The organism is Citrobacter sp. 506 (genome assembly GCF_050434985.1).
Lineage (GTDB): Bacteria > Pseudomonadota > Gammaproteobacteria > Enterobacterales > Enterobacteriaceae > Citrobacter > Citrobacter braakii.
In genome coordinates this window covers 440,340-461,352 of record NZ_JBNDJN010000004.1, presented here as the reverse complement: position 1 = coordinate 461,352, position 21,013 = coordinate 440,340, and the positions used below count along the sequence as shown (strand labels likewise).

The window sequence follows — 21,013 nt, the reverse complement described above, 5'->3', positions numbered from 1 at the left end:
TGGTCCCACCTGACCCCATGCCGAACTCAGAAGTGAAACGCCGTAGCGCCGATGGTAGTGTGGGGTCTCCCCATGCGAGAGTAGGGAACTGCCAGACATCAAATAAAAACAAAAGGCCCAGTCGAAAGACTGGGCCTTTTGTTTTATCTGTTAAACGCCGGGTTGTATCCGGCGCATGACTTTAATGGATAACCTGCGACAAAAACGCACGAGTGCGTTCAGATTTGGGGTGAGCAAAAAACTCATCCGGTGCTGCCTGTTCAACAATCTCGCCAAGATCCATAAAGATCACCCGGTCGGCCACTGTACGGGCAAAGCCCATTTCATGGGTAACACACAGCATGGTCATGCCTGATTGTGCCAGACCTATCATGGTATCAAGCACTTCTTTTACCATTTCAGGATCCAACGCTGATGTGGGTTCATCGAATAACATGATTTTGGGTTTCATGCACAGTGAGCGTGCAATGGCTACGCGCTGTTGCTGCCCACCAGAGATTTGCCCGGGATATTTATGCGCATGTTCAGCAATGCGAACTCGCTCAAGGTAGTGCATTGCCAGAGCTTCAGCCTCTTTTTTTGGCATCTTTTGCACCCAGATCGGTGCCAGCGTGCAGTTTTGCAGGACCGTCAAATGAGGAAAGAGATTAAAGTGCTGAAAGACCATGCCAACTTCTTGTCTGACGCGCTCAATATTGCGGATATCTTCATTGAGTTCGATCCCATCCACCACAATACGTCCTTGCTGATGCTCTTCCAGGTGGTTGATACAGCGGATAGTTGTCGATTTACCCGAACCGGAAGGTCCGCATAATACGATGCGTTCTCCCTGCTTTACCTTCAGGTTGATGTTTTTCAGGACGTGAAACTGTCCGTACCATTTGTTGACGTTTTCCAGCGTAATCATCGCGTCGGTAGACGGCATTAATAATTGGCTCATAAATTCCTCAGTGCGGTGTACGCCCGGTGTTAAAACGTTTTTCCAGATGTTGGCTGTAACGCGACATGCTAAAACAGAAGATCCAGTAAATCAGTGCAGCGAAAACATATCCTTCCGTCGACATACCCAACCATGCAGGGTCCACAGTTGCCTGCTGCACGCTACTGAAGAGATCAAACAGGCCGATGATGATGACCAGACTGGTATCCTTAAACAGGGCGATAATCGTGTTAACCAGACCCGGAATAACCAGCTTGAGGGCTTGCGGAAGAATGACCAGCCCTTGCGTTTTCCAGTACCCTAACGCCAGTGATTCAGCGGCTTCATACTGACCTTTTGGTAGGGCCTGTAACCCTCCGCGAACCACTTCTGCGACATACGCCGACTGGAAAAGAATCACGCCGACCAGCGCCCGGATAAGTTTGTCGATACTGGTCCCTTCGGACATAAACAGAGGAAGCATGACCGAGGACATAAAAAGGACGGTAATCAACGGCACACCGCGCCAGAACTCAATGAAAATGACGGATAAAATCCGCACGACTGGCATATGAGACCGACGTCCAAGCGCCAGTAAAATACCCCACGGAAGCGCGCCCGCAATCCCCACGGATGCAATGATAAGCGTCAGTGTTAATCCGCCCCACTGTCGGGTTTCTACGCGCTCAAGTCCGAAAAAACCACCGTACATCAACCACCAGACCACCACGGGATAAACGACGGCCCAGACGGCGATATAGCGGCCACGGTGAGGAATAGATTTCCAGAACATAGGGACGATAGAGGCCAGGCCAATGATTAGGGCCAGATTTACGCGCCAGCGCTGATCGTGGGGATAAAGTCCATACATGAATTGCCCAAAGCGTTCATGAATGAACACCCAGCAAGCCCCTGCTTTGGTGCAGTCTGCGCGGGTTGAACCGACCCAATTGGCCTGAAAGAATACCCAGTTCATCAGTGGCGGAAGAAATGACCAAATCAGCCAAACGCACAGCAGCGTGAGCAGGCTATTTGACCAACTGGAGAACAGGTTTTTACGCATCCAGAGTAGACTGCGGCTTGCCGGGTTACTGTTCTGACGCGAGGGGTGAGACAGCAGTGCTTTTGTCATCATGGCTCCTTAGCGCTCAATCAGTGCAATACGGCGGTTATAAATATTCATCAACAGAGAAATGCTCAGGCTGATGATCAGGTACACCGACATCGTGATAGCAATGGTTTCAATGGCTTGCCCTGTTTGATTGAGTACCGTGCCGGCAAACAGTGAAACCATATCCGGATAGCCAATGGCAGCCGCAAGTGAGGAGTTTTTGACGATATTCAGATACTGGCTGGTTAATGGGGGAATGATGACGCGCAGCGCCTGTGGGATGATCACCTGGCGCAGTGTCACCGGATTTGGCAGACCCAGCGAGCGTGCTGCTTCATGTTGGCCATAAGGAACGGCCTGTATTCCCGCTCGAATAATTTCTGCAATAAACGCCGAGGTATACACTGAAAGCGCCAGCGTCAGGGCAGCCAGTTCGGGAATAAGCACCATACCGCCACGGAAGTTAAAACCGCGAAGGGCGGGGATATCCCAGTGAAGCGCTGCGCCAAACAGCCACTGTGAGATCATCGGTAAAAGCACGATCAGCGCCAGAGCCGTGGGCCAGGTCCGGCGTAGCTGACCGGTTTTAGTCTGGTGCATTCTGTTGTAGCGAAATAGCCCGATAGTGACGACGATAGTGATAATTACAGCGCAGCAAAAGGCAAAAAATCCTTCTCCTATTTGCGGTGCCGGAATATAGAGCCCCCGGTTACTCAGAAACATCAAGTCCAGCGCGTTAACGGCCTGACGTGGGCCGGGCAGGTTACGTAATACGGCGAAATACCAAAAGAAGATCTGCAGCAGCGGCGGTATATTGCGGAACGTTTCGATGTAGATCGTCGAGAGCTTTCGTAATAACCAGTTATCTGACAGGCGTGCCAGTCCGAGAAAGAAACCGAGAATTGATGCGAAAACAATACACAGTGCAGAAACTAATAGCGTATTGAGCAGGCCAACGATAAAGACACGGCCATACGTATCGCCTTGCTCGTAATCGATCAGATGCTGGACAATACCAAATCCGGCGCTGCGATCGAGAAAAGAGAATCCCGAGGTAATACCACTATTGTTCAGGTTATTTATCGTGTTATGGATGAGATAGACCGCAATGCTGATGACCGCAATGACGGCAAGTATTTGAAATAACCAGGCGCGGACCGCAGGGTTAGAAAAGGATAACGATCCTTTTACGATTGAGCGGCGATGGAACATAAGAAAACCTCGGTAACTATGGCTCTGGACTGAGCGCCGCAGTCGCGGCGCCCGTTACATCACTACGCATTAGCGCACCGGTGGCGCATATTGAATGCCACCGTTATTCCAGAGGTTGTTCTGTCCACGTTTGATCTTCAGTGGGCTTTCCGATCCCACGTTACGCTCAAAGATCTCCGAGTAGTTACCTACCTGCTTGATAATGTTGTAAGCCCATTTGTTATCAAGCTTCAGATCCTTGCCATAATCCCCTTCTTTGCCTAACAGGTGTGCCATATCCGGCGTTGCAGGATTAGCCGCTTTTTCATCGACGTTTTTCGAGTTAACGCCCATTTCTTCCGCATTCAGCATGGCGAACAGCGTCCAGCGAACAATGGAGAACCACTCATCGTCTCCACGACGTACAACAGGTCCCAGCGGTTCTTTAGAAATAACTTCTGGCAGGACAATCCACTCCGCGGGATTACTCAGCTTGATTCGCAGGGCGTACAACTGAGACTGGTCGGAAGCCAGCGTGTCGCAGCGCCCAGATTCCAGAGCTTTAGCTGATTCATCCGAGCGGTCAAAGGTGACAGGGGTGTACTTCATGTTGTTGGCTTTAAAGTAGTCAGCCACGTTCAGTTCGGTATCTGTTCCTGCCTGGATACAAACCGTTGCGCCATCCAGCTCTTTAGCACTCTTAAGACCCGCTTTATTGTGGGTAAGAAAACCAATGCCGTCGTAATACGTTACGCCAGTGAAAGACATTCCCATTCCTGCGTCACGAGAGGAGGTCCAGGTGGTATTACGAGAGAGCATGTCGACTTCACCAGATTGTAGTGCGGTAAAGCGTTCCTTGGCGGTGAGCGGGGTATATTTTACTTTGCTATCATCGCCAAATACGGCGGAGGCAACGCCACGACATACGTCGACATCAATACCTGAGAACTTACCGCTTGCATCGGCATAAGAAAAGCCAGGCAACCCGTCACTGATCCCACACTGCACAAAACCTTTTTTCTTTACGGCATCAAGAGTTGCGCCGGCATGTGCCTGATTTGCAACCGCAAGCAGCACGCCGGCCGCTGCCAGGCTGGCTATTATCATCTTTTTCATAGAGCATCCTGTGTGGAGGAATTATTGTTATGGAAACGTTCTGAAAACGTCTTTTACCTGTCTGTGGCTATGGCCATACTCTTTTAAGCAAAGGTAGTGCCAGGTTTTTGCGCACGATTATTCGACGCAATATCCAGAGTGTAGACAGGAAAAAATAAATGCAGCGCCCTGAAGTGGTGCAAAATTGAAACGTAAGCCACATTTCGGCGCAAAAAATTTAAAAATCAAACCGGACGCGTGATAACGATTTCGTACGTTAATATTGATGACGTGAGAATAATGAAAAGAAAGCGCGCTGTTACGAAGAACTGAAAAAATGCTAATTTCAAATCGTGGATATGTGAGGAAAATCTATAATAATTTTATTATACGTTGAGTGCTATATACCAACGTTTTGTCTTATATGAAGATTTAATTATTATTGCAAAAAGCGCGGTACCCACCGCGCTTTTAAGAAGATTTATTTGGTCAGGGCGACTATCCCAAGCGTCAGCCCGGCAACGGCTGCTGCGCCACCGGCGATGGCACCGGCTGTTTCCCAGTTATCCTGCGTGGTGCCTTTCATACAGGTATTGGTATGAACCAGGCGTCCCTGATCGTCGTATACAGGTACGCAAGGAGAATCGTGTGCACAGCCGGCCAGGAATGCGGTAAGCAATGCAACGGATATTAATCTTTTCATGGTGTTACCTCAAAAATAAGCGTTTCGCTAATTGAGCAAAGACAAACGCTAAGCCATCTGCGAACTCGGCGATTATTTTACCACTTCTTAAAAAAAGACTGACATGAGGAATAATCTCAATTCATGTGGATTGTAAAAATAATGGATAAAAAGAAAGGTGACTGGCGAGTTTTTCAGGAAGGTTTTATTAGAAATAAATAGCTATCTTATTAATAAATAAAGAGGGCCATCTTAGGTGAAAAAGGCGTCCGAAGACGCCTTTATTTTACAAATTAATTGTTGCGCCGACTAAAACGCCGTCTGACGACAACGAAGAAGACGGGGACGAAGAAGATTGCCAACAATGTCGCGGTCAGCATGCCTCCCATTACGCCTGTTCCGACCGCATTCTGCGCCCCGCTACCTGCTCCGCGGCTGATAACCAGAGGCATAACCCCCAGAATAAACGCCAGGGATGTCATCAGGATTGGACGAAGACGCATGCGTGATGCCTCCAGTGTGGCTTCAATTAACCCTTTACCTTCTTTATCCATCAGATCTTTAGCAAACTCCACGATAAGGATAGCGTTTTTGGCGGAAAGACCGATGGTAGTCAGCAGACCTACCTGGAAGTAAACGTCGTTATTCAGACCGCGTATGGACGCCGCCAGAAGCGCACCGACCACGCCAAGCGGTACAACCAACATGACTGAAAATGGAATAGACCAGCTCTCATACAATGCGGCGAGACACAGGAAGACAACGATTAACGAAATAGCGTATAACGCAGGTGCCTGATTGCCGGAGAGCCGTTCCTGATATGACATTCCCGTCCAGTCATAGCCGATACCGGTTGGCAGCTGTGCTGCCAGGTTTTCCATGAGCGCCATGGCTTCACCGGTGCTTCGACCCGGCGCGGCCTCTCCCAGTATTTCCATTGATGGCATACCGTTGTAACGCTCCAGGCGGGGTGAACCATAAATCCAATGCGACGAACTGAACGCAGAGAATGGCACCATTTCACCATTCCCACTACGTACGTAGAGATTGTTGATGTCGTTGGGTAACATACGGAACGGCGCGTCAGCCTGAACGTATACCTTTTTCACTCGGCCATGATCGATAAAATCGTTCACATAGGTGCCGCCAAGGGCCGTGGAAATCGTTTGGTTTATATCCGACAGACTTACGCCTAACGCCTGGGCTTTTTCCTGATCAATATCCAGCTTAAATTGCGGGGTATCTTCCAGACCGTTAGGGCGCACGCGCACCAGCAAATCTGGATGTTCTCTCACCATACCCAGCAACTGGTTCCGGGCTTTCGTCAGTTCTGTATGACCGAGGTTAGCCTGATCAATTAACTGAAAATCAAAGCCGGTCGCGGTACCCAGTTCAAGAATGGCAGGCATGTTGAACGGGAACACCAGTCCATCTTTAATCTGGCTGAACGCCCTGGTCGCACGTTCGACGATAGCCGTCACGCCGTTTTCATCGCCCGAACGCTCTTCCCATGGTTTGAGGCTAATAAAGACGATACCGGAGTTCTGTCCCTGGCCGCTAAAGCTGAAGCCATTAACGGTGAACACCGATTTTACGTTCGCTTTTTCCTGGTTCAGGTAGTAATTCTGAATCTGATCCAGCACCTGCTGTGTGCGCGTCTGTGTCGCACCAGCAGGAAGTTGCACCATTGTCATAAAGACCCCCTGATCCTCTTCGGGCAAGAAGGAGGTAGGGAGGCGTAAAAACAGAACAGCCATTCCGCCGACGATAAGAACATATAGCAACAAGTAGCGTCCGGTTTTGCGCAGAATACCGCTGATACTATTGCTGTAATGCCCGACGCTTTTATCGAACAGGGCGTTAAACCATCCGAAAAAACCGCCTTTCTTTTCAACATGTCCGGCGGAAACGGGTTTTAGCAGCGTTGCGCAAAGCGCTGGCGTAAGAATGAGGGCGACCAGAACAGAAAGCGCCATCGCTGAAACAATGGTCAGAGAGAACTGGCGGTAAATGGCGCCGGTCGAGCCGCCAAAGAACGCCATGGGGATAAATACCGCCGAGAGCACCATCGCGATCCCGACCAGTGCGCCCTGGATCTGGACCATGGATTTCTGCGTCGCCTCTTTGGGCGGCAGTTTCTCTTCCGCCATGACGCGTTCGACGTTTTCTACTACCACGATGGCGTCATCGACCAGCAGGCCGATGGCCAGCACCATTCCGAACATCGTTAGCGTGTTGATGGAGAATCCGAATGCTGCGAGGATCGCGAATGTTCCCAACAGCACGACAGGCACTGCGATAGTTGGAATCAGCGTGGCGCGCAGATTTTGCAGGAACAGGTACATCACCAGGAAGACGAGGATGATGGCTTCAAACAGCGTTTTCACCACCTCGTTAATCGAGATTTTTACAAATGGTGTAGTGTCATAGGGGTAAACCACTTGCAAACCTTGCGGGAAGAAAGGTTGTAACTCAGCCAGCTTTGCTTTGACGCCTGCAGCAGTATCCAGCGCGTTTGCACCGGTCGCCAGCTTAATGCCCAGACCTGTTGCGGGCTGACCATTAATTTTCGTCACCATGTTATAGTTTTCGCCGCCGAGTTCGATGCGGGCTACATCTCTGAGGTGAACCATTGAGCCATCCTGGCCCACCTTCAGCGTTATGCGACCAAACTCTTCCGGCGTTTTCAGGCGTGTCTGAGCAATAATGGAGGCATTAAGTTGTTGACCCTGGACGGATGGCGCGCCTCCCAGTTGTCCTGCGGCAATCTGATTATTTTGCGTTCTCAGTTGATTGATAACGTCCAGCGGAGTCAACTGATATTTGTTCATTGCATTGCTGTCGAGCCAGATGCGCATTGCGTACTGTGCACCAAACATCTGGACATCGCCGACACCGGCTGTTCGGCTTATTGCGTCTTTAACGTTAGACGCCACATAGTCGGAAATATCATCCTGCGTCAGATTGTTATTATCGGAGACAAAACCCGCCACCATCAGGAAACCGCTGCTGGATTTCTCGACGCTGATTCCCTGCTGCTGTACTTCCTGAGGCAGTAAGGGCATCGCTAACTGTAATTTGTTTTGCACCTGGACCTGTGCGATATCCGGGTCAGTACCCGACTCGAAAGTCAGAGTAATGGTGACGCTCCCGGAGGAATCGCTGGTGGAGGACATATACATCAGGTTATCGATACCGTTCATATTCTGTTCGATAACCTGCGTAACCGTGTCTTGTACTGTCTGCGCATCCGCACCTGGGTAGGTGGCAGAAATAGCGACCGCAGGAGGTGCAATGGTCGGATACTGTGCAACGGGCAGTTGCATGATTGCCAGAGCCCCTGCCATCATCAGAATGATGGCCAGAACCCAGGCAAAAATAGGGCGATTGATAAAAAAGTTAGCCATGTCCGGTTACCTTATTGCGCAGTTTTTGCGGCTGGAGTTTCGGTATCGGTGGTTGCTTTAACCTTTACGCCGGGACGCGCTTTCTGCAATCCGCTGACGATAACCTTATCGCCAGGCTGTAAGCCCTCGCTGATTAACCACTTATCACCTATCGCCTGTGTAGCAACGACGGTGCGAGCCTCGACCTGACTCTTGTCATTGACAACCATCACCGTTGCATCGCCGCGTGGCGTACGCGTTACCCCTTGTTGGGGAAAGAGAATGGCATTCGGCTGGACGCCTTCATCAATACGAGCACGCACAAACATGCCCGGCAGCAGCGTGTGCTGTGGGTTAGGGAATACGGCCCTGAGGGTGATGGATCCGGTACTTTCATCAACGGTGACATCAGAGAACTGCAACGCACCTTTCAGCGGGTACGACTGACCATTTTCCATCACCAGTTCGACGGTACTGCTGGCGCTGTCTTTATGCAGGCTCCCTTGCTCAACGGACTGTTTGAGGCGCATAAAGTCATTACTGGACTGTGTTACGTCGACGTAAATAGGATCAAGTTGTTGCACGGTAGCAAGCTCAGTTGCCTGGCCATTCGTGACTAATGCGCCTTCGGTGACGTTAGATTTACCGATACGTCCGCTAATGGGCGATGTCACTTTGGTGTAGGCCAGGTTGATACGAGCGCTTTCGACCGCCGCTTTTGCCGCGATAACGGAGGCATTGGCCTGGCGAGCATCAGCAATGGCCTGATCGTACTCTTGCTGGCTGATGTACTTAGTGCCAACCAGCGGGACATAACGTTTTACCGTTAAATGTGCGATAGCTGCTGCCGCTTCACTCTTTGCCAGTTCGCCTTTGGCGCTGTCGTAGTCGGCCTGGTAAGTCGCGGGATCGATCTGATAAAGCGACTGACCGGCTTCAACATCGCTTCCCTCGGTGAAATTCCGTTTAAGTACAATCCCGCTGACCTGAGGACGGACTTCAGCAATACGAAATGCTGTTGTGCGCCCTGGTAATTCGGTCGTCACGGCTAAAGGCGCCTTTTCGACGACATGGACAGTCACCTGCGGCTCTGCGGGGTGAGCTTGTGTTTCTCCCTGATCGTTACAACCGGCGAGTAATACAGCGGACATGATGATGAATGAGGGCAGGAGTGAAAACCTGGCATTTTTCGTCATTTCTATTCCTTAAAAAACCGAACGCTCGTTATTAACCGGGTAACGCAGAGGCGATAACGCGCACAAGTGAAAATAATGGTTGGCTATCCTACAAATTATTAGCTTGCGATGTAAGCAATACTTATTTATGGGCGCGATACACGGCACGTAAAAACAAAAAAAGGATTAATCTTCGGTTGTTTCATTATGGTTTTAATAGTAATGCTATGATGCGCATAAACACATATTGAAATAAGTATTTGGTTGGTGAATATATTGGTGGTTGTTATTTGTTTTGTTTATTCGTGTGCAATGTCCATAATTAACTGTTTTAGAACTCGTCTAAATAAACGCTAAGTGATACATTTGTTCCGTTTAGCAAATATTAGATAAGAAAGTTAATCATTCTCTACCTTACCTCAGACAGTCGAAACCATGGCCAGAAAAACGAAAGCTGATGCCCTCAAAACACGACAGCACCTGATAGAAACAGCGATTATGCAGTTTGCCGTGCGTGGTGTTAGCAATACGACGTTAAACGATATTGCGGATGCCGCCAGCGTGACGCGGGGGGCGCTCTATTGGCATTTTGAAAATAAGACGCAATTGTTCAATGCGCTATGGTTACAACAACCTTCATTACGCGATCTTATTCAGGATAAGCTTATTGGTCGTTGGGGTGATAATCCTTTACAGCGACTGCGTGAAAAGTTTGTGGTGGGATTGCAATATATTGCACAGAATCCTCGCCAGCAGGCATTAATGCAAATTTTATATCATAAATGTGAATTTCATAACGATATGATATCAGAACAGACCATTCGCGATAAAATAGGTCTCAGTCATCAAAGCATTCGTGATTCACTGCAAAAGTGCGTGGATGAAAATCTGATTGCTACCAGTCTGGATTTAGATGTCATCATCATTATTCTGCACGGTAGCTTTAGCGGAATAATAAAAAACTGGTTAATGAATCCAGTGAGTTATGATTTGTATGGGCAAGCGCCAGTATTAGTTGATAACGTATTAAAAATGTTAAGCCCAGACGGCTGTGTAATGCAATTAATGCAGAGTGAAAATCAGCCAGGATAGTTTTAGCCGCCAGGGCCTGACGGCTGTCGATGTATTTTTCGTCGTGCTATTCGAGGTCGACGCAGTTGACCAGCTTGAGGGGGTTCACTGAATTCATATTCCGGCACTTATCGTGCTCCGTTGTCATCAGCTCTATCCACTGAATGAGCAGCGCATCAAAGAGAAAAACGAAGATCGCAAAAACAACCAGCCACCAATACTTGCGAATCATTACCAAACCCTGTGTATTCATGCCCAAGCGTGCAGGGAATATACACGAAATCTGCAAGCTGAAAAGCAGACTTACAATGCCTTTACTTTGCTGAAAGATCGCCGCTCTTTGCTGTTAATCGACTCTTTTTAGACAGATTTTTTGTCTTCCGCTTTTTCACCTTTGCAAGTTCATTCTCTGAAAAATGCGAACCAATGCTCATTCTTCTGAGCCCCATTTTTACGTACTCGGCATTGATTTCAATCCCGACAAACTTGCGACCTAATTCCACGGCAGTGGCACCGGTCGTGAAGCTACCGGCAAACGGATCCAGCACGCTGTCATCTGGACTGGAGGAAGCCAGAATGATGCGTTCAAGGAGGGCTTTGGGTTTTTGAGTGGGGTGATTTTCGTATTCGTCCATCAGATAACGAACGCGTGGAAACTCCCAGACATTGCCTGGTACTTTTTTCTGGTTGTAAGGTTGGGGCGGGTTCTTTCTGTAGTCTATCAGTGCACGTTTAGCGCCCGTTTTGGCTTCAACCAAAATATCATCACGATTAAACGTGTAGTTTTTCTGATCTTTTACCATCATCAGAAGCGGTTCATACATCGAACCAAAGTGATTTTTGGCCTGCACCCCGGAGCTATCGTATGACCACACGATACGGCTCTTGATAGTAAAGAGCTGGCGGCATTTGAGATCGATGTACGGCATGTTCTCCGTACTGTTCATGATGTACATGGTGCCGTGTGGTTTGAGAATGCGATGGCACTCGTCAATGCACTCAAACAGCCATGCCAAAAAGGCCTCTTCGTCCCAGGATTCCACCATCCCGTCAAAGTCTTTACCGATGTTATAAGGTGGGTCGGCGAAAATGAGATCGACGCTTTCTGACGGCAGCTTTTTCAGTTCGGTCAGAGCATCACCCAGGATTATCTTTTTAGATTCATCGCCAAAATAGACAGGTTCACATCTTGCGTTCATCGCCAAAGCCTCCCGTGTGACGTTAATAAAAAAGGCGCTTCCCCATGCCGAGTAGCGCCTTTTAAAACAAACATTTCGCTGATTAGTATCAGTTCATGCCGTATTTTTTCAGTTTTTTACGCAGCGTACCACGGTTGATGCCCATCATCAGGGCAGCACGGGTCTGGTTACCGCGGGTGTATTGCATCACCATGTCCAACAGGGGCTGTTCTACTTCAGCCAGTACCAGCTCATAGAGATCGTTAACATCCTGACCATTCAATTGAGCAAAATAGTTCTTCAGTGCCTGTTTAACCGAGTCACGCAGGGGCTTTTGAGTTACCTGATCCTGAGAGTTAACGGTAGAAACGGTCAGTACGTCAGAATTTACGCGTTGTTCGAACATAGTTCTGTCAGCTCTTTATTTCTGTTTACGCAAAATTTTCGAAGTATGCCTCCAACGCCGCCAGCTGTTCGCTGGAATCTTCAATGGCGTTGAATGTGCGCCGAAACTGGTCATCCGGAGCGTGTTCCTGGAGATACCAGGATACGTGTTTACGCGCAATTCGGTACCCTTTTGCCTGACCATAAAAGTCGTGCAGTTCCCGAACGTGCGCACAAAGCAAGCGCTTCACCTCTGCCAGAGGCAGCGGGGGCAGCAGCTCCCCAGTGTCCAGATAATGCTGGATTTCCCGAAAGATCCAGGGTCTTCCCTGAGCTGCACGTCCTATCATCAGGGCATCCGCCCCCGTATAGTCGAGTACAGCTCTGGCTTTATGCGGGTCAGTAATGTCGCCATTCGCGATAATCGGAATGGAAACTTTCTGCTTAACTGCCCGAATACTGTCGTACTCAGCATCTCCATTGAACAAACAGGCGCGGGTGCGTCCATGAATGGTCAGAGCCTGAATGCCACAGTCTTCAGCCAGTTGGGCAATCTCTACGCAGTTACGGTGTTCCGGAGCCCAGCCGGTGCGAATCTTGAGTGTGACAGGAACGTCCACTGCATTGACGACCTCGGTTAGTATTGATTTCACTAGATCCGGGTACTGCAAGAGGGCTGAACCTGCGAGCTTGCGATTCACTTTTTTAGCCGGACACCCCATATTGATATCAATAATCTGGGCGCCGCTTTCCACGTTAATACGTGCGGCATCGGCCATCTCAACAGGGTCGCTACCGGCAATTTGCACCGTGCGAATTCCTGGCTCATCAACGTGCACCATCCGTAAACGAGACTTGTCACTTTCCCAAACCTGCGGGTTAGAAGACATCATCTCGGATACCGTCAATCCTGCTCCCATCTCATAGCACAGCGTCCTGAATGGTCTGTCAGTGATGCCAGCCATAGGTGCTGCGATCAGGCGATTTCTGAGCTGGTATTGTCCGATGCGCATGAGTTAAGAAATGACCATACTGTGACTGCAAGGCGGCGTATATTACGCATTTTTCGCACGAGATGAAAGGCCAAACTTTGACCAATCCACTGAGGTGGATCAATGAATTGCCGTAAATATGAACGCATGAAAATATTTAATCATATAAATCATTGCATTATAAAGATGTGTCGATTTTATATACACATATAATTTTGCGTAACTTCTCATTTTTTCTTCAGCCGCAGAAGGTGTTGGCAAGATATTCTGCTGAATTAATCAGCAAATTGTCTCGCCATTGTGTGATCTCTACCTCATTTTAGTACAGGATCTCGGTATCTCCTGAATGGCTGTCGATGATCTTGCGCTCATTAACTGGCTGCGGTGGACGATTGTTCGCAGGCCCAACAATGTAGTGAAATTTATTCAGTTGTTCGGCTGAAAGGGCAACAGGCGTTTTCAGGACAGTCCAGCTGACGCCTTCAGTACAGGGAGGTGTAGTTAGCGAACCGCTATAGCGCCAATAGGTTTTATCGTCGGGTAAAAGTTGGTTGATATCGACTGGCGAGAAGATGGGCATACTGTTGTCCTCCATGGTTGGAAATGACTCCCACAAATTTTGAATCGCCTGGTTAGGTTCGCCGACGTCAAACATGACCGCCACGATAGTGATGTCTCCGCTTTGATTTTTGTGGACTAACTGCAACTCCAGCGGATAGGTTTTACCGTTGAAGGTATGTTCGCTCGGGGCGTGAAAATCTAAGTGTTTTAGATAATAAATCTTTCCATCAACTTCAATGGAGTTTGAGGTATAGCTACTCATTGTTGCCCGCAGAGTATGGTTAATGCTTCGAAATCTTGTCGGACCATCGACATATTGCATGCTGAGTGAAGGAAGTCCAAGTTTACGAGTTGTGGCGGTCTGGATATCAATGGGTGATTGATTTATTCCGGTCTGGCATGTTGCATACTCTTTGCTGATTTCTCCCCACTGTGCGGGACCAGATTCTCCGCTATAACCCCATGGCGCGGCCAGCGCGGTCAGTGGCATCAGGCATGCTGTCAGTAATGTTGTGATAAATAGGTTGAAGCGCATACGTTTACTCAACGAAAATCAATATAAAGATTAACAAAATCAATAAATTATTATATCGCTGGAGAACGTCTCAGTATGCTGGTCAATTGTCTGAAAATGGCGTGGTCAGGCAACCACGCCGGAAGGGATTATTTTTTCTGACCGGTAATGCGGCACCACTCTTCTTTCTCGATAACCGGATCGAGTGTAAAGAGTTCGGCATAGGCCTCACAGACGCTTTCCGCCTGGCTGGCAAGAATGCCAGAAAGCCCCAGTAAACCGCCCTCAACGGGCAGTACGCTGATTAACGGTGCCAGTTCACGTAATGGGCCTGCGAGGATGTTTGCGACCACCACGTCGGCTTTCATCGCCTCTGGCTGGTCTTTCGGCAGATAAAGCTCCAGACGCTCAGAAACGCCATTACGCTGGGCGTTATCACGGCTGGCCTGAATTGCTTGCGGATCGATGTCTACGCCGATGGCTTTTGCCGCACCCAGCTTCAGTGCCGCAATGGCAAGAATGCCGGAGCCGCAGCCGAAGTCGATGACGGTTTTGCCGTTAAGATCGAGACCGTCCAGCCATTGCAGGCATAGGGAGGTGGTGGGGTGAGTGCCGGTACCAAACGCCAGACCCGGGTCCAGCATCACGTTGACGGCATTCTCATCCGGGACATCGCGCCAGCTTGGGCAAATCCACAAACGTTCACCAAAGCGCATCGGGTGGAAGTTATCCATCCATTCGCGTTCCCAGTCTTTGTCTTCGAGCTGTTCGATTTTATGCGCGAAGCCTGTACCCAGCAGCGGATGCTGCTCCAGGATGGCAACCACTTCTTTCATGTCGGTTTCTGCATCGAACAAGCCGATAACGTCGGTATCTCCCCACAGGCGAGTCTCGCCCGGCAGAGGCTCAAATACCGGCGTATCATGCGTGTCCTGGAAAGTAATGGAAACGGAGCCCGCTTCCATCAGCGCATCGCTCAACTCTTCAGCGTTGGCACCGGTCGTGTTCAGTTTCAGTTGGATCCATGGCATGGCAAAACTCTTTTATTTATCAGTAGTCAATATGGCGGCTTGCGGGACGGCAGAACCGAAACGGTTGCCGATCAGGAAAGCCAGCAAGCTTATCAGTAACGAGGGCACAATCGGGTGGAAACCCAGGTACTGAATGTTAAATGTAGCGAGTACGGCATAAAGAACGCCGCCGATAATCATCGCGCTCAAAGCGCCCGCCGCGTTTGCCCGCTCCCAGTACAGGCCCAGTACCAGCGGCCACAGGAAGACGGCTTCCAGCCCGCCAAACGCCAGCAGATTAAGCCAGATAATCATTTCTGGTGGTTTCCAGGCAGCCAGTAGCAGTAACGCGCCGAGCAACAGGGTAATCACTGCCGACATGCGCTTCAGCCGGGTTTCGTTTTTCAGCTGTTCCGGACGCAGGTTCAGGTACAGATCCTTAATGATCGTAGCGGAACTTTGCAGCAATTGGGCATTGATCGTCGACATGATCGCGGCCATGGGGGCCGCGAGGAAGATCCCGGCAGCTACCGGCGGCAACACTTTGACCATCAGCGTAGGGATAACCAGATCCGGCACTGTCAGATCAGGGATCACCGCACGCCCCAACGCACCCGCCAGATGCATACCAAACATCAGGATTGCCACTACGATGGTGCCGATGATAATGCCGCGGTGTACAGCTTTGCTGTCTTTATAAGAGATGCAGCGTACTGCTGTATGCGGCAGCCCAATTACGCCAAAGCACACCAGTACCCAGAATGAGGTCATGAACGTGGGTGACAGAATGTCATCCGCGCCTTGCGGCGAGACCAGTTTAGGGTCGATAGTTTGCAGGGTTACCACCGCATTGCTGAGGCCACCGGCAGCATGAACGACGCCGACCAGCAGAACAATAGTACCAATCAGCATCACCATACCCTGCATGGTGTCGTTCAGTACGCTGGCGCGAAAACCGCCGAACGCCGTATACAATGCGATACTGACGCCAAAAATAAGCAAACCGGTTTCGTAAGGTATACCCGCAGCGGTTTCAAGCAAACGTGCGCCGCCAATAAACTGTACGGTCATTGCTCCGACAAACGCGACCAGCAGGCTAAGGCTTGCCAGCCACACAAGCAGGCGACTCTGGTAGCGGGCAAACAGCATATCGTTGAGGGTAACGGCATTATAACGGCGCGCCAGAATCGCGAATTTCTTACCAAGAATCCCCAGAGAAAGCCAAACGGCGGGCAACTGGATCATCGCCAGCAGCACCCATCCCAGCCCGTATTTGTAAGCGGCGCCAGGACCGCCAATAAACGAGCTGGCGCTAATGTAGGTTGCCGTTAGCGTCATGGCTAATACGACCCCGCCCATCGAGCGGCTGCCGAGGAAATATTCATTCAGGAAAGTGCCGGTCGATCTCTTACGCATGGCGTAAACGGAAAGACCGAAGACCACCAACAGATAGGCGACCAGCGGCAAAATAACTTCAAGCTGCATCGTCATCCTCCAACGGAATGTCGCGATAGATAAACTTCACCATCGCCCAGCACAGCACGATGAAAACCAGCGGCGTTAGCAGGCAGGCCATTTCGAACCAGTGTGGTAAGCCGGTAAAACCGAGCGTGGAATCTGGTAAGTAAGCGGCCACTAACCATGTGGCAAGATATAAAAGGGTCAGCCACAGCGCCCAGCGCGCCTCTTTATGGGCCTGAACAAAACGAGCGTCCATTTTTTGTCCCTTGTGGATAAAGAAAGCGGGGATTGTACCTTATGGCACGTGCGGGAGGGGAGAAAAACAAAAGGCCGGAATTTCCGGCCTTTTCAGTTAACGCACGCTTACTTTTCCTGAAGTCCGAGTTTTTTCTCCAGATAGTGGATATTGGTTCCACCGTGCTGGAAATGCTCGTCATTCATGATGCGGATCTGCAGATCAACGTTGGTTTTGATACCGTCGATGATCAGTTCCTGCAACGCGTTTTTCATACGGGCGATTGCTACGTCGCGGTTTTCGCCATAGCAGATCAGCTTACCGATCATTGAGTCATAGTACGGAGGTACGGTGTAGCCTGCGTAAATATGAGACTCCCAGCGCACACCAAAGCCACCCGGCGCGTGGAAACGCGTGATTTTACCCGGGCTTGGCAGGAAGGTGTTCGGGTCTTCGGCGTTGATACGGCATTCTACCGCATGGCCTTTAACCACAACTTCATCCTGCTTGATGGACAGCGGTTGTCCCGCAGCGATGCGCAGCTGCTCTTTGATTAGGTCAACGCCGGTGATCATTTCGGTTACCGGGTGTTCAACCTGAATACGGGTGTTCATTTCAATGAAGTAGAACTCGCCGTTTTCGAACAGGAACTCGAAAGTACCTGCACCGCGATAGCCGATATCAACGCACGCTTTGGCGCAACGCTCGCCGATGTAGCGACGCAGTTCCGGAGTAATGCCCGGTGCTGGCGCTTCTTCGACGACTTTCTGGTGACGACGCTGCATGGAGCAGTCACGTTCTGCCAGATAAATCGCGTTACCCTGACCGTCCGCCAGCACCTGAATTTCGATGTGGCGTGGGTTTTCCAGGTACTTCTCCATGTAAACCATGTCGTTGTTGAAAGCCGCTTTCGCTTCCGCTTTGGTCATGGAGATGGATTGTGCCAGTTCGGCATCGCTGCGCACGACGCGCATACCGCGACCGCCGCCGCCGCCGGAGGCTTTGATAATAACTGGATAACCGATGCGTTTAGCATGAGCGCGGTTAGCGTCCATGTCGTCGCCCAGCGGGCCGTCAGAGCCTGGGACTGTCGGTACGCCAGCTTTCTTCATCGCGGTAATTGCGGACACTTTGTCGCCCATCAGGCGGATGGTGTCGGCTTTCGGGCCGATGAAGATAAAGCCGGAACGTTCTACCTGTTCAGCAAAGTTGGCATTCTCAGAGAGGAAGCCATAGCCCGGGTGAATTGCCACTGCGCCGGTGATTTCAGCAGCGCTAATGATAGCCGGGATGTTCAGATAGCTTTTTACGGACGGAGCCGGGCCAATACAGACCGTCTCATCCGCCAGCAATACGTGTTTTAAATCGCGATCCGCGCTTGAATGCACAGCGACAGTCTTGATGCCCAGCTCTTTACAGGCACGCAGAATACGCAGGGCGATCTCACCGCGGTTGGCGATAACAATTTTATCCAACATGTTCGCCTCGTTATTCGATGACGACCAGCGGCTCGTCAAATTCTACCGGTTGACCGCTTTCTACCAGAATCGCTTTCACTACGCCGGATTTGTCGGCTTCGATCTGGTTCATCATTTTCATGGCTTCAACGATGCACAGGGTATCGCCCGCATTCACTTTCTGGCCGATTTCGATGAACGCTTTCGCATCTGGGCTCGGGGTGCGGTAGAACGTACCAACCATTGGGGAGCGTACGATGTGACCACTGATTTCCGCTGCTGCCGGAGCTTCCATACTTGGAGAGGCAGTTTGTGCGACAGCGTTAGACAGAGCTGGCTGCTGCATCACTGGTGCAGCATAAGCCTGTTGCATCATTGGAAAACTTGCAGCTGGCGCCGCACGGCTGATGCGTACAGACTCTTCGCCTTCAGAAATTTCCAGTTCGGAGATGCCTGATTCTTCAACCAGCTCGATCAGTTTTTTAATCTTACGAATATCCATGAGTGGGTTCCGTACTCTTTGTTTAGTGAGATTGTGACAAGCGTTTTACCGCCGTCTGTATAGCATTTTTATAACAGTGAGTGACAAGATGCCACGCATCTCAGGCATTGCACTGGGTGCGGTTGCCATTAAGTGAGATTGCCAGACTTGTTAGTCATTGTGCGGCTATCTTCTGCCATTTTCGGGTAAAAGACAAAATATACCTTCAACATGCGAATGTCACCCTTTCAGCGCTCTAAAAACGCTGCCGGGGATAGCAAAGTCGCACATTATAACTATTTCGTAGCAATTGGCAGCTAAATACTGGTCTTATCAGGGAAGATAATCAACCGTTAACATGTAAAGAAAATCGGATCGTCCACATTTTGTAACGCACTGCACATAACGTGAAACTACCGCCACCACTGGCGAAACTTCTTGTAACGGCAGGCTAACAACACCACAGCGAGTGCTGCATAAATAATCGGTTGAGGGGAGATAATTTTTACCGACCACAGATAATGTATGGGTGCCAGGATCGCCACAAGATAGACGAAGTTGTGCAAATACTGCCAATTTTTGCCCAGTTTTCGCTGAGCCGACTGGGTGGAGGTTAACGTGAGGGCGAATAATATGCCCCAACTGGCAATGCCCAACATCAAATAAGGTCGCGTGATTAATTCCCGTCCTAACAGCGCCAGATTATGAATGCCCAGTTCCAGGATTGCGTAGCTGGTTAAATGCAACGTTGCCCAGGCGAAACACCATAGCCCTAACAGGCGCCGTGTGCGTATCAATAATGGCTGTTTAGCGTAGCGCGCGAGGGGAGAGACCAGCAAGGTCGCCAGCAAGAATTTCAGAGCTGTCCTACCGGTAAAGTGCTGGATATCCTTGACCGGGTCTGCGCTCAGACCACCGTGATTCACCGCCCAAAATAGCCAGACAAACGGTAAAAAGCCGGCAAGATGCAGGCAAACTTTCAGTCCGGTAATGTGCTTTGCAGTCAGGCGCACTTAAAAATTCTCCTGCAGATTAAGACCACGGTACAGCGAAGCGACCTCGTCGGCGTAACCGTTAAACAGCAGCGTGGGTTGGCGCTGAACGTCCAGAATACCGCCTGCGCCAATAAAACGTTCAGTGGCCTGGGACCAGCGCGGGTGATCGACATGCGGATTCACGTTGGCATAAAATCCATATTCATTGGGGGCGGCCAGGTTCCAGGTTGTCGGGGGGCGTTCGCGGGTTAGTTTAATACTCACGATCGACTTAATGCCTTTAAATCCGTATTTCCACGGCACAATTAAGCGAATGGGCGCGCCATTTTGTGGGGGAAGAGCTTTTCCATAAACCCCCACGGTAAGCAGAGTGAGTGGATGCATAGCTTCATCCAGACGCAGTCCTTCAATATAGGGATACTTCAGCCCGCCGCCAATAAAGCGATCTTTTTGTCCAGGCATCTCATCCGGTGCGTAGATCGTTTCGAAGGCGACATATTTTGCGTTGCTGGTGGGTTCAACCTGCGCCAGCAGTTTATGTAACGGAAAACCAATCCATGGCACGACCATTGACCAGGCTTCCACACAGCGCATCCGGTAAATCCGTTCTTCCAGTGGGAAACGGGCGGTCAGCGCATCGTGATCGAGGGTGAGTGGTTTTGCCACCTCACCACTGATTTTTAACGTCCACGGATCGGTTTTCAGACTGCCAGCATTGGCTGCCGGATCCGCTTTATCGAGACCGAACTCATAGAAGTTGTTGTAGCCAGAAACTTTATCCGCCGGCGTTAAAGGAAGCGAATTTTGCCAGGCGGCGGGTTTACTGAAATCAAGCGGCTTACCCGCGGGCGCGGGCGGGCGGTCATTCCCCTTAAACCAGCTAAGAAGGTCAGCCTGTGCAGAGAGGGGGAAAGACAACGCGGCGGCGCTGAACCCTAATGCTTTCAGTACCTGGCGGCGTTGCATAAAAAAAGCCGACTCGTCAGTGACGTCGGCTTCTGTAAATGGACGTAATTTCTTCATAACAGACTCCCGGCTTACGCGTCATAACTGACAGGGGACGCGTAGTTAATATGGCAGGGAGTCTGTAGATATGCCGCGAAATTTCGTTAATT

General features: G+C 50.1%; 20 protein-coding genes and 1 rRNA gene. 2 read left to right on the top strand and 19 right to left on the bottom strand.

Translation table 11 applies throughout. From position 1 onward, the window contains the following. Nucleotides 1–97: ribosomal RNA gene (gene rrf, locus ABIE10_RS17740) — 5S ribosomal RNA — on the top strand; the annotation flags it as partial. A gap of 84 nt (nt 98–181) precedes the next feature. Here the strand turns inward: rrf and ABIE10_RS17735 are convergent. From ABIE10_RS17735 to ABIE10_RS17705, 7 genes are all read right to left on the bottom strand, one after another. Then, the gene (locus tag ABIE10_RS17735) at nt 182–940 is read right to left on the bottom strand and encodes an amino acid ABC transporter ATP-binding protein (protein WP_016154732.1); all 759 of its coding nucleotides are present in this window, start codon (nt 938–940) and stop codon (nt 182–184) included. 7 nt (nt 941–947) lie between these two features. After that, nucleotides 948–2,051, bottom strand: coding sequence for an amino acid ABC transporter permease (locus tag ABIE10_RS17730; protein ID WP_141875726.1), 1,104 nt, complete (start codon nt 2,049–2,051; stop codon nt 948–950). 9 nt (nt 2,052–2,060) lie between these two features. Continuing rightward, nucleotides 2,061–3,242: an amino acid ABC transporter permease gene (locus tag ABIE10_RS17725; protein WP_200049555.1), complete on the bottom strand. Its 1,182-nt coding sequence runs from the start codon at nt 3,240–3,242 to the stop codon at nt 2,061–2,063. Between the two features lie 69 nt (nt 3,243–3,311). Then, nucleotides 3,312–4,337 carry an amino acid ABC transporter substrate-binding protein gene (locus tag ABIE10_RS17720; RefSeq protein WP_003025295.1) on the bottom strand — a complete coding sequence of 342 codons (1,026 nt, stop codon included), beginning with the start codon at nt 4,335–4,337 and terminating at the stop codon, nt 3,312–3,314. Nucleotides 4,338–4,797: 460 nt separating this feature from the next. Then, a complete protein-coding gene (locus ABIE10_RS17715) occupies nt 4,798–5,019 on the bottom strand; it encodes a lipoprotein (protein WP_003025292.1) in 222 nt (73 codons plus the stop codon). Between the two features lie 272 nt (nt 5,020–5,291). After that, the gene (locus ABIE10_RS17710) at nt 5,292–8,405 is read right to left on the bottom strand and encodes an efflux RND transporter permease subunit (RefSeq protein WP_047499797.1); all 3,114 of its coding nucleotides are present in this window, start codon (nt 8,403–8,405) and stop codon (nt 5,292–5,294) included. Between the two features lie 11 nt (nt 8,406–8,416). Beyond that, nucleotides 8,417–9,580 (bottom strand): efflux RND transporter periplasmic adaptor subunit, encoded by a 1,164-nt coding sequence (locus tag ABIE10_RS17705; protein ID WP_429156440.1) that lies wholly within the window; start codon nt 9,578–9,580, stop codon nt 8,417–8,419. Between the two features lie 414 nt (nt 9,581–9,994). On the opposite strand from ABIE10_RS17705, the gene envR reads away from it, so the two are divergent. Continuing rightward, a complete protein-coding gene (envR, locus tag ABIE10_RS17700; RefSeq protein WP_047359095.1) occupies nt 9,995–10,651 on the top strand; it encodes an acrEF/envCD operon transcriptional regulator in 657 nt (218 codons plus the stop codon). A gap of 46 nt (nt 10,652–10,697) precedes the next feature. Here envR and ABIE10_RS17695 read toward each other — a convergent pair whose 3' ends face one another. The 12 genes from ABIE10_RS17695 to msrP form a co-directional block, all read right to left on the bottom strand. Beyond that, complete coding sequence (locus tag ABIE10_RS17695) at nt 10,698–10,862, bottom strand: DUF2556 family protein (protein WP_141875717.1); 165 nt, start codon at nt 10,860–10,862, stop codon at nt 10,698–10,700. Nucleotides 10,863–10,944: 82 nt separating this feature from the next. After that, complete coding sequence (gene yhdJ / locus ABIE10_RS17690; RefSeq protein ID WP_047413935.1) at nt 10,945–11,829, bottom strand: adenine-specific DNA-methyltransferase; 885 nt, start codon at nt 11,827–11,829, stop codon at nt 10,945–10,947. An 88-nt stretch (nt 11,830–11,917) separates the two neighbouring features. Then, the gene (gene fis / locus ABIE10_RS17685) at nt 11,918–12,214 is read right to left on the bottom strand and encodes a DNA-binding transcriptional regulator Fis (protein ID WP_000462905.1); all 297 of its coding nucleotides are present in this window, start codon (nt 12,212–12,214) and stop codon (nt 11,918–11,920) included. A gap of 25 nt (nt 12,215–12,239) precedes the next feature. After that, entirely contained in the window at nt 12,240–13,205 is a 966-nt protein-coding gene (gene dusB, locus ABIE10_RS17680) for a tRNA dihydrouridine synthase DusB (protein ID WP_003025224.1), read from the bottom strand. A 298-nt stretch (nt 13,206–13,503) separates the two neighbouring features. Beyond that, nucleotides 13,504–14,280 (bottom strand): carbonic anhydrase, encoded by a 777-nt coding sequence (locus tag ABIE10_RS17675; protein WP_429156436.1) that lies wholly within the window; start codon nt 14,278–14,280, stop codon nt 13,504–13,506. A 128-nt stretch (nt 14,281–14,408) separates the two neighbouring features. Continuing rightward, nucleotides 14,409–15,290 (bottom strand): 50S ribosomal protein L11 methyltransferase, encoded by an 882-nt coding sequence (gene prmA, locus ABIE10_RS17670; RefSeq protein WP_047499780.1) that lies wholly within the window; start codon nt 15,288–15,290, stop codon nt 14,409–14,411. A 12-nt stretch (nt 15,291–15,302) separates the two neighbouring features. Then, nucleotides 15,303–16,754 (bottom strand): sodium/pantothenate symporter, encoded by a 1,452-nt coding sequence (gene panF, locus ABIE10_RS17665; protein ID WP_016157593.1) that lies wholly within the window; start codon nt 16,752–16,754, stop codon nt 15,303–15,305. Further along, on the bottom strand, nt 16,744–16,986 hold the full coding sequence (locus ABIE10_RS17660; protein ID WP_016154721.1) for a YhdT family protein: 243 nt from the start codon (nt 16,984–16,986) through the stop codon (nt 16,744–16,746). Before ABIE10_RS17660 ends, panF begins: the two co-directional genes overlap by 11 nt. Nucleotides 16,987–17,093: 107 nt before the next feature. Beyond that, the gene (gene accC / locus ABIE10_RS17655) at nt 17,094–18,443 is read right to left on the bottom strand and encodes an acetyl-CoA carboxylase biotin carboxylase subunit (RefSeq protein WP_003828838.1); all 1,350 of its coding nucleotides are present in this window, start codon (nt 18,441–18,443) and stop codon (nt 17,094–17,096) included. Between the two features lie 10 nt (nt 18,444–18,453). Beyond that, nucleotides 18,454–18,924 (bottom strand): acetyl-CoA carboxylase biotin carboxyl carrier protein, encoded by a 471-nt coding sequence (gene accB, locus ABIE10_RS17650; protein ID WP_003025210.1) that lies wholly within the window; start codon nt 18,922–18,924, stop codon nt 18,454–18,456. 392 nt (nt 18,925–19,316) lie between these two features. Next, entirely contained in the window at nt 19,317–19,916 is a 600-nt protein-coding gene (gene msrQ, locus ABIE10_RS17645) for a protein-methionine-sulfoxide reductase heme-binding subunit MsrQ (RefSeq protein ID WP_429156432.1), read from the bottom strand. Then, nucleotides 19,917–20,921, bottom strand: coding sequence for a protein-methionine-sulfoxide reductase catalytic subunit MsrP (gene msrP / locus ABIE10_RS17640; RefSeq protein WP_049040944.1), 1,005 nt, complete (start codon nt 20,919–20,921; stop codon nt 19,917–19,919). Nucleotides 20,922–21,013 lie beyond the last annotated feature (92 nt).

What these genes read in the sequence shown, in the direction of transcription:
- prmA (WP_047499780.1), bottom strand. Translation starts at nt 15,290, where the DNA reads ATGCCATGGATCCAACTGAAACTGAACACGACCGGTGCCAACGCTGAA.
- accC (WP_003828838.1), bottom strand. Translation starts at nt 18,443, where the DNA reads ATGTTGGATAAAATTGTTATCGCCAACCGCGGTGAGATCGCCCTGCGT.
- ABIE10_RS17695 (WP_141875717.1), bottom strand. Translation starts at nt 10,862, where the DNA reads ATGATTCGCAAGTATTGGTGGCTGGTTGTTTTTGCGATCTTCGTTTTT.
- ABIE10_RS17715 (WP_003025292.1), bottom strand. Translation starts at nt 5,019, where the DNA reads ATGAAAAGATTAATATCCGTTGCATTGCTTACCGCATTCCTGGCCGGC.
- msrP (WP_049040944.1), bottom strand. Translation starts at nt 20,921, where the DNA reads ATGAAGAAATTACGTCCATTTACAGAAGCCGACGTCACTGACGAGTCG.
- envR (WP_047359095.1), top strand. Translation starts at nt 9,995, where the DNA reads ATGGCCAGAAAAACGAAAGCTGATGCCCTCAAAACACGACAGCACCTG.
- ABIE10_RS17730 (WP_141875726.1), bottom strand. Translation starts at nt 2,051, where the DNA reads ATGACAAAAGCACTGCTGTCTCACCCCTCGCGTCAGAACAGTAACCCG.
- ABIE10_RS17725 (WP_200049555.1), bottom strand. Translation starts at nt 3,242, where the DNA reads ATGTTCCATCGCCGCTCAATCGTAAAAGGATCGTTATCCTTTTCTAAC.
- ABIE10_RS17720 (WP_003025295.1), bottom strand. Translation starts at nt 4,337, where the DNA reads ATGAAAAAGATGATAATAGCCAGCCTGGCAGCGGCCGGCGTGCTGCTT.
- panF (WP_016157593.1), bottom strand. Translation starts at nt 16,754, where the DNA reads ATGCAGCTTGAAGTTATTTTGCCGCTGGTCGCCTATCTGTTGGTGGTC.
- ABIE10_RS17675 (WP_429156436.1), bottom strand. Translation starts at nt 14,280, where the DNA reads ATGCGCTTCAACCTATTTATCACAACATTACTGACAGCATGCCTGATG.
- ABIE10_RS17660 (WP_016154721.1), bottom strand. Translation starts at nt 16,986, where the DNA reads ATGGACGCTCGTTTTGTTCAGGCCCATAAAGAGGCGCGCTGGGCGCTG.
- ABIE10_RS17710 (WP_047499797.1), bottom strand. Translation starts at nt 8,405, where the DNA reads ATGGCTAACTTTTTTATCAATCGCCCTATTTTTGCCTGGGTTCTGGCC.
- ABIE10_RS17735 (WP_016154732.1), bottom strand. Translation starts at nt 940, where the DNA reads ATGAGCCAATTATTAATGCCGTCTACCGACGCGATGATTACGCTGGAA.
- ABIE10_RS17705 (WP_429156440.1), bottom strand. Translation starts at nt 9,580, where the DNA reads ATGACGAAAAATGCCAGGTTTTCACTCCTGCCCTCATTCATCATCATG.
- dusB (WP_003025224.1), bottom strand. Translation starts at nt 13,205, where the DNA reads ATGCGCATCGGACAATACCAGCTCAGAAATCGCCTGATCGCAGCACCT.
- accB (WP_003025210.1), bottom strand. Translation starts at nt 18,924, where the DNA reads ATGGATATTCGTAAGATTAAAAAACTGATCGAGCTGGTTGAAGAATCA.
- fis (WP_000462905.1), bottom strand. Translation starts at nt 12,214, where the DNA reads ATGTTCGAACAACGCGTAAATTCTGACGTACTGACCGTTTCTACCGTT.
- yhdJ (WP_047413935.1), bottom strand. Translation starts at nt 11,829, where the DNA reads ATGAACGCAAGATGTGAACCTGTCTATTTTGGCGATGAATCTAAAAAG.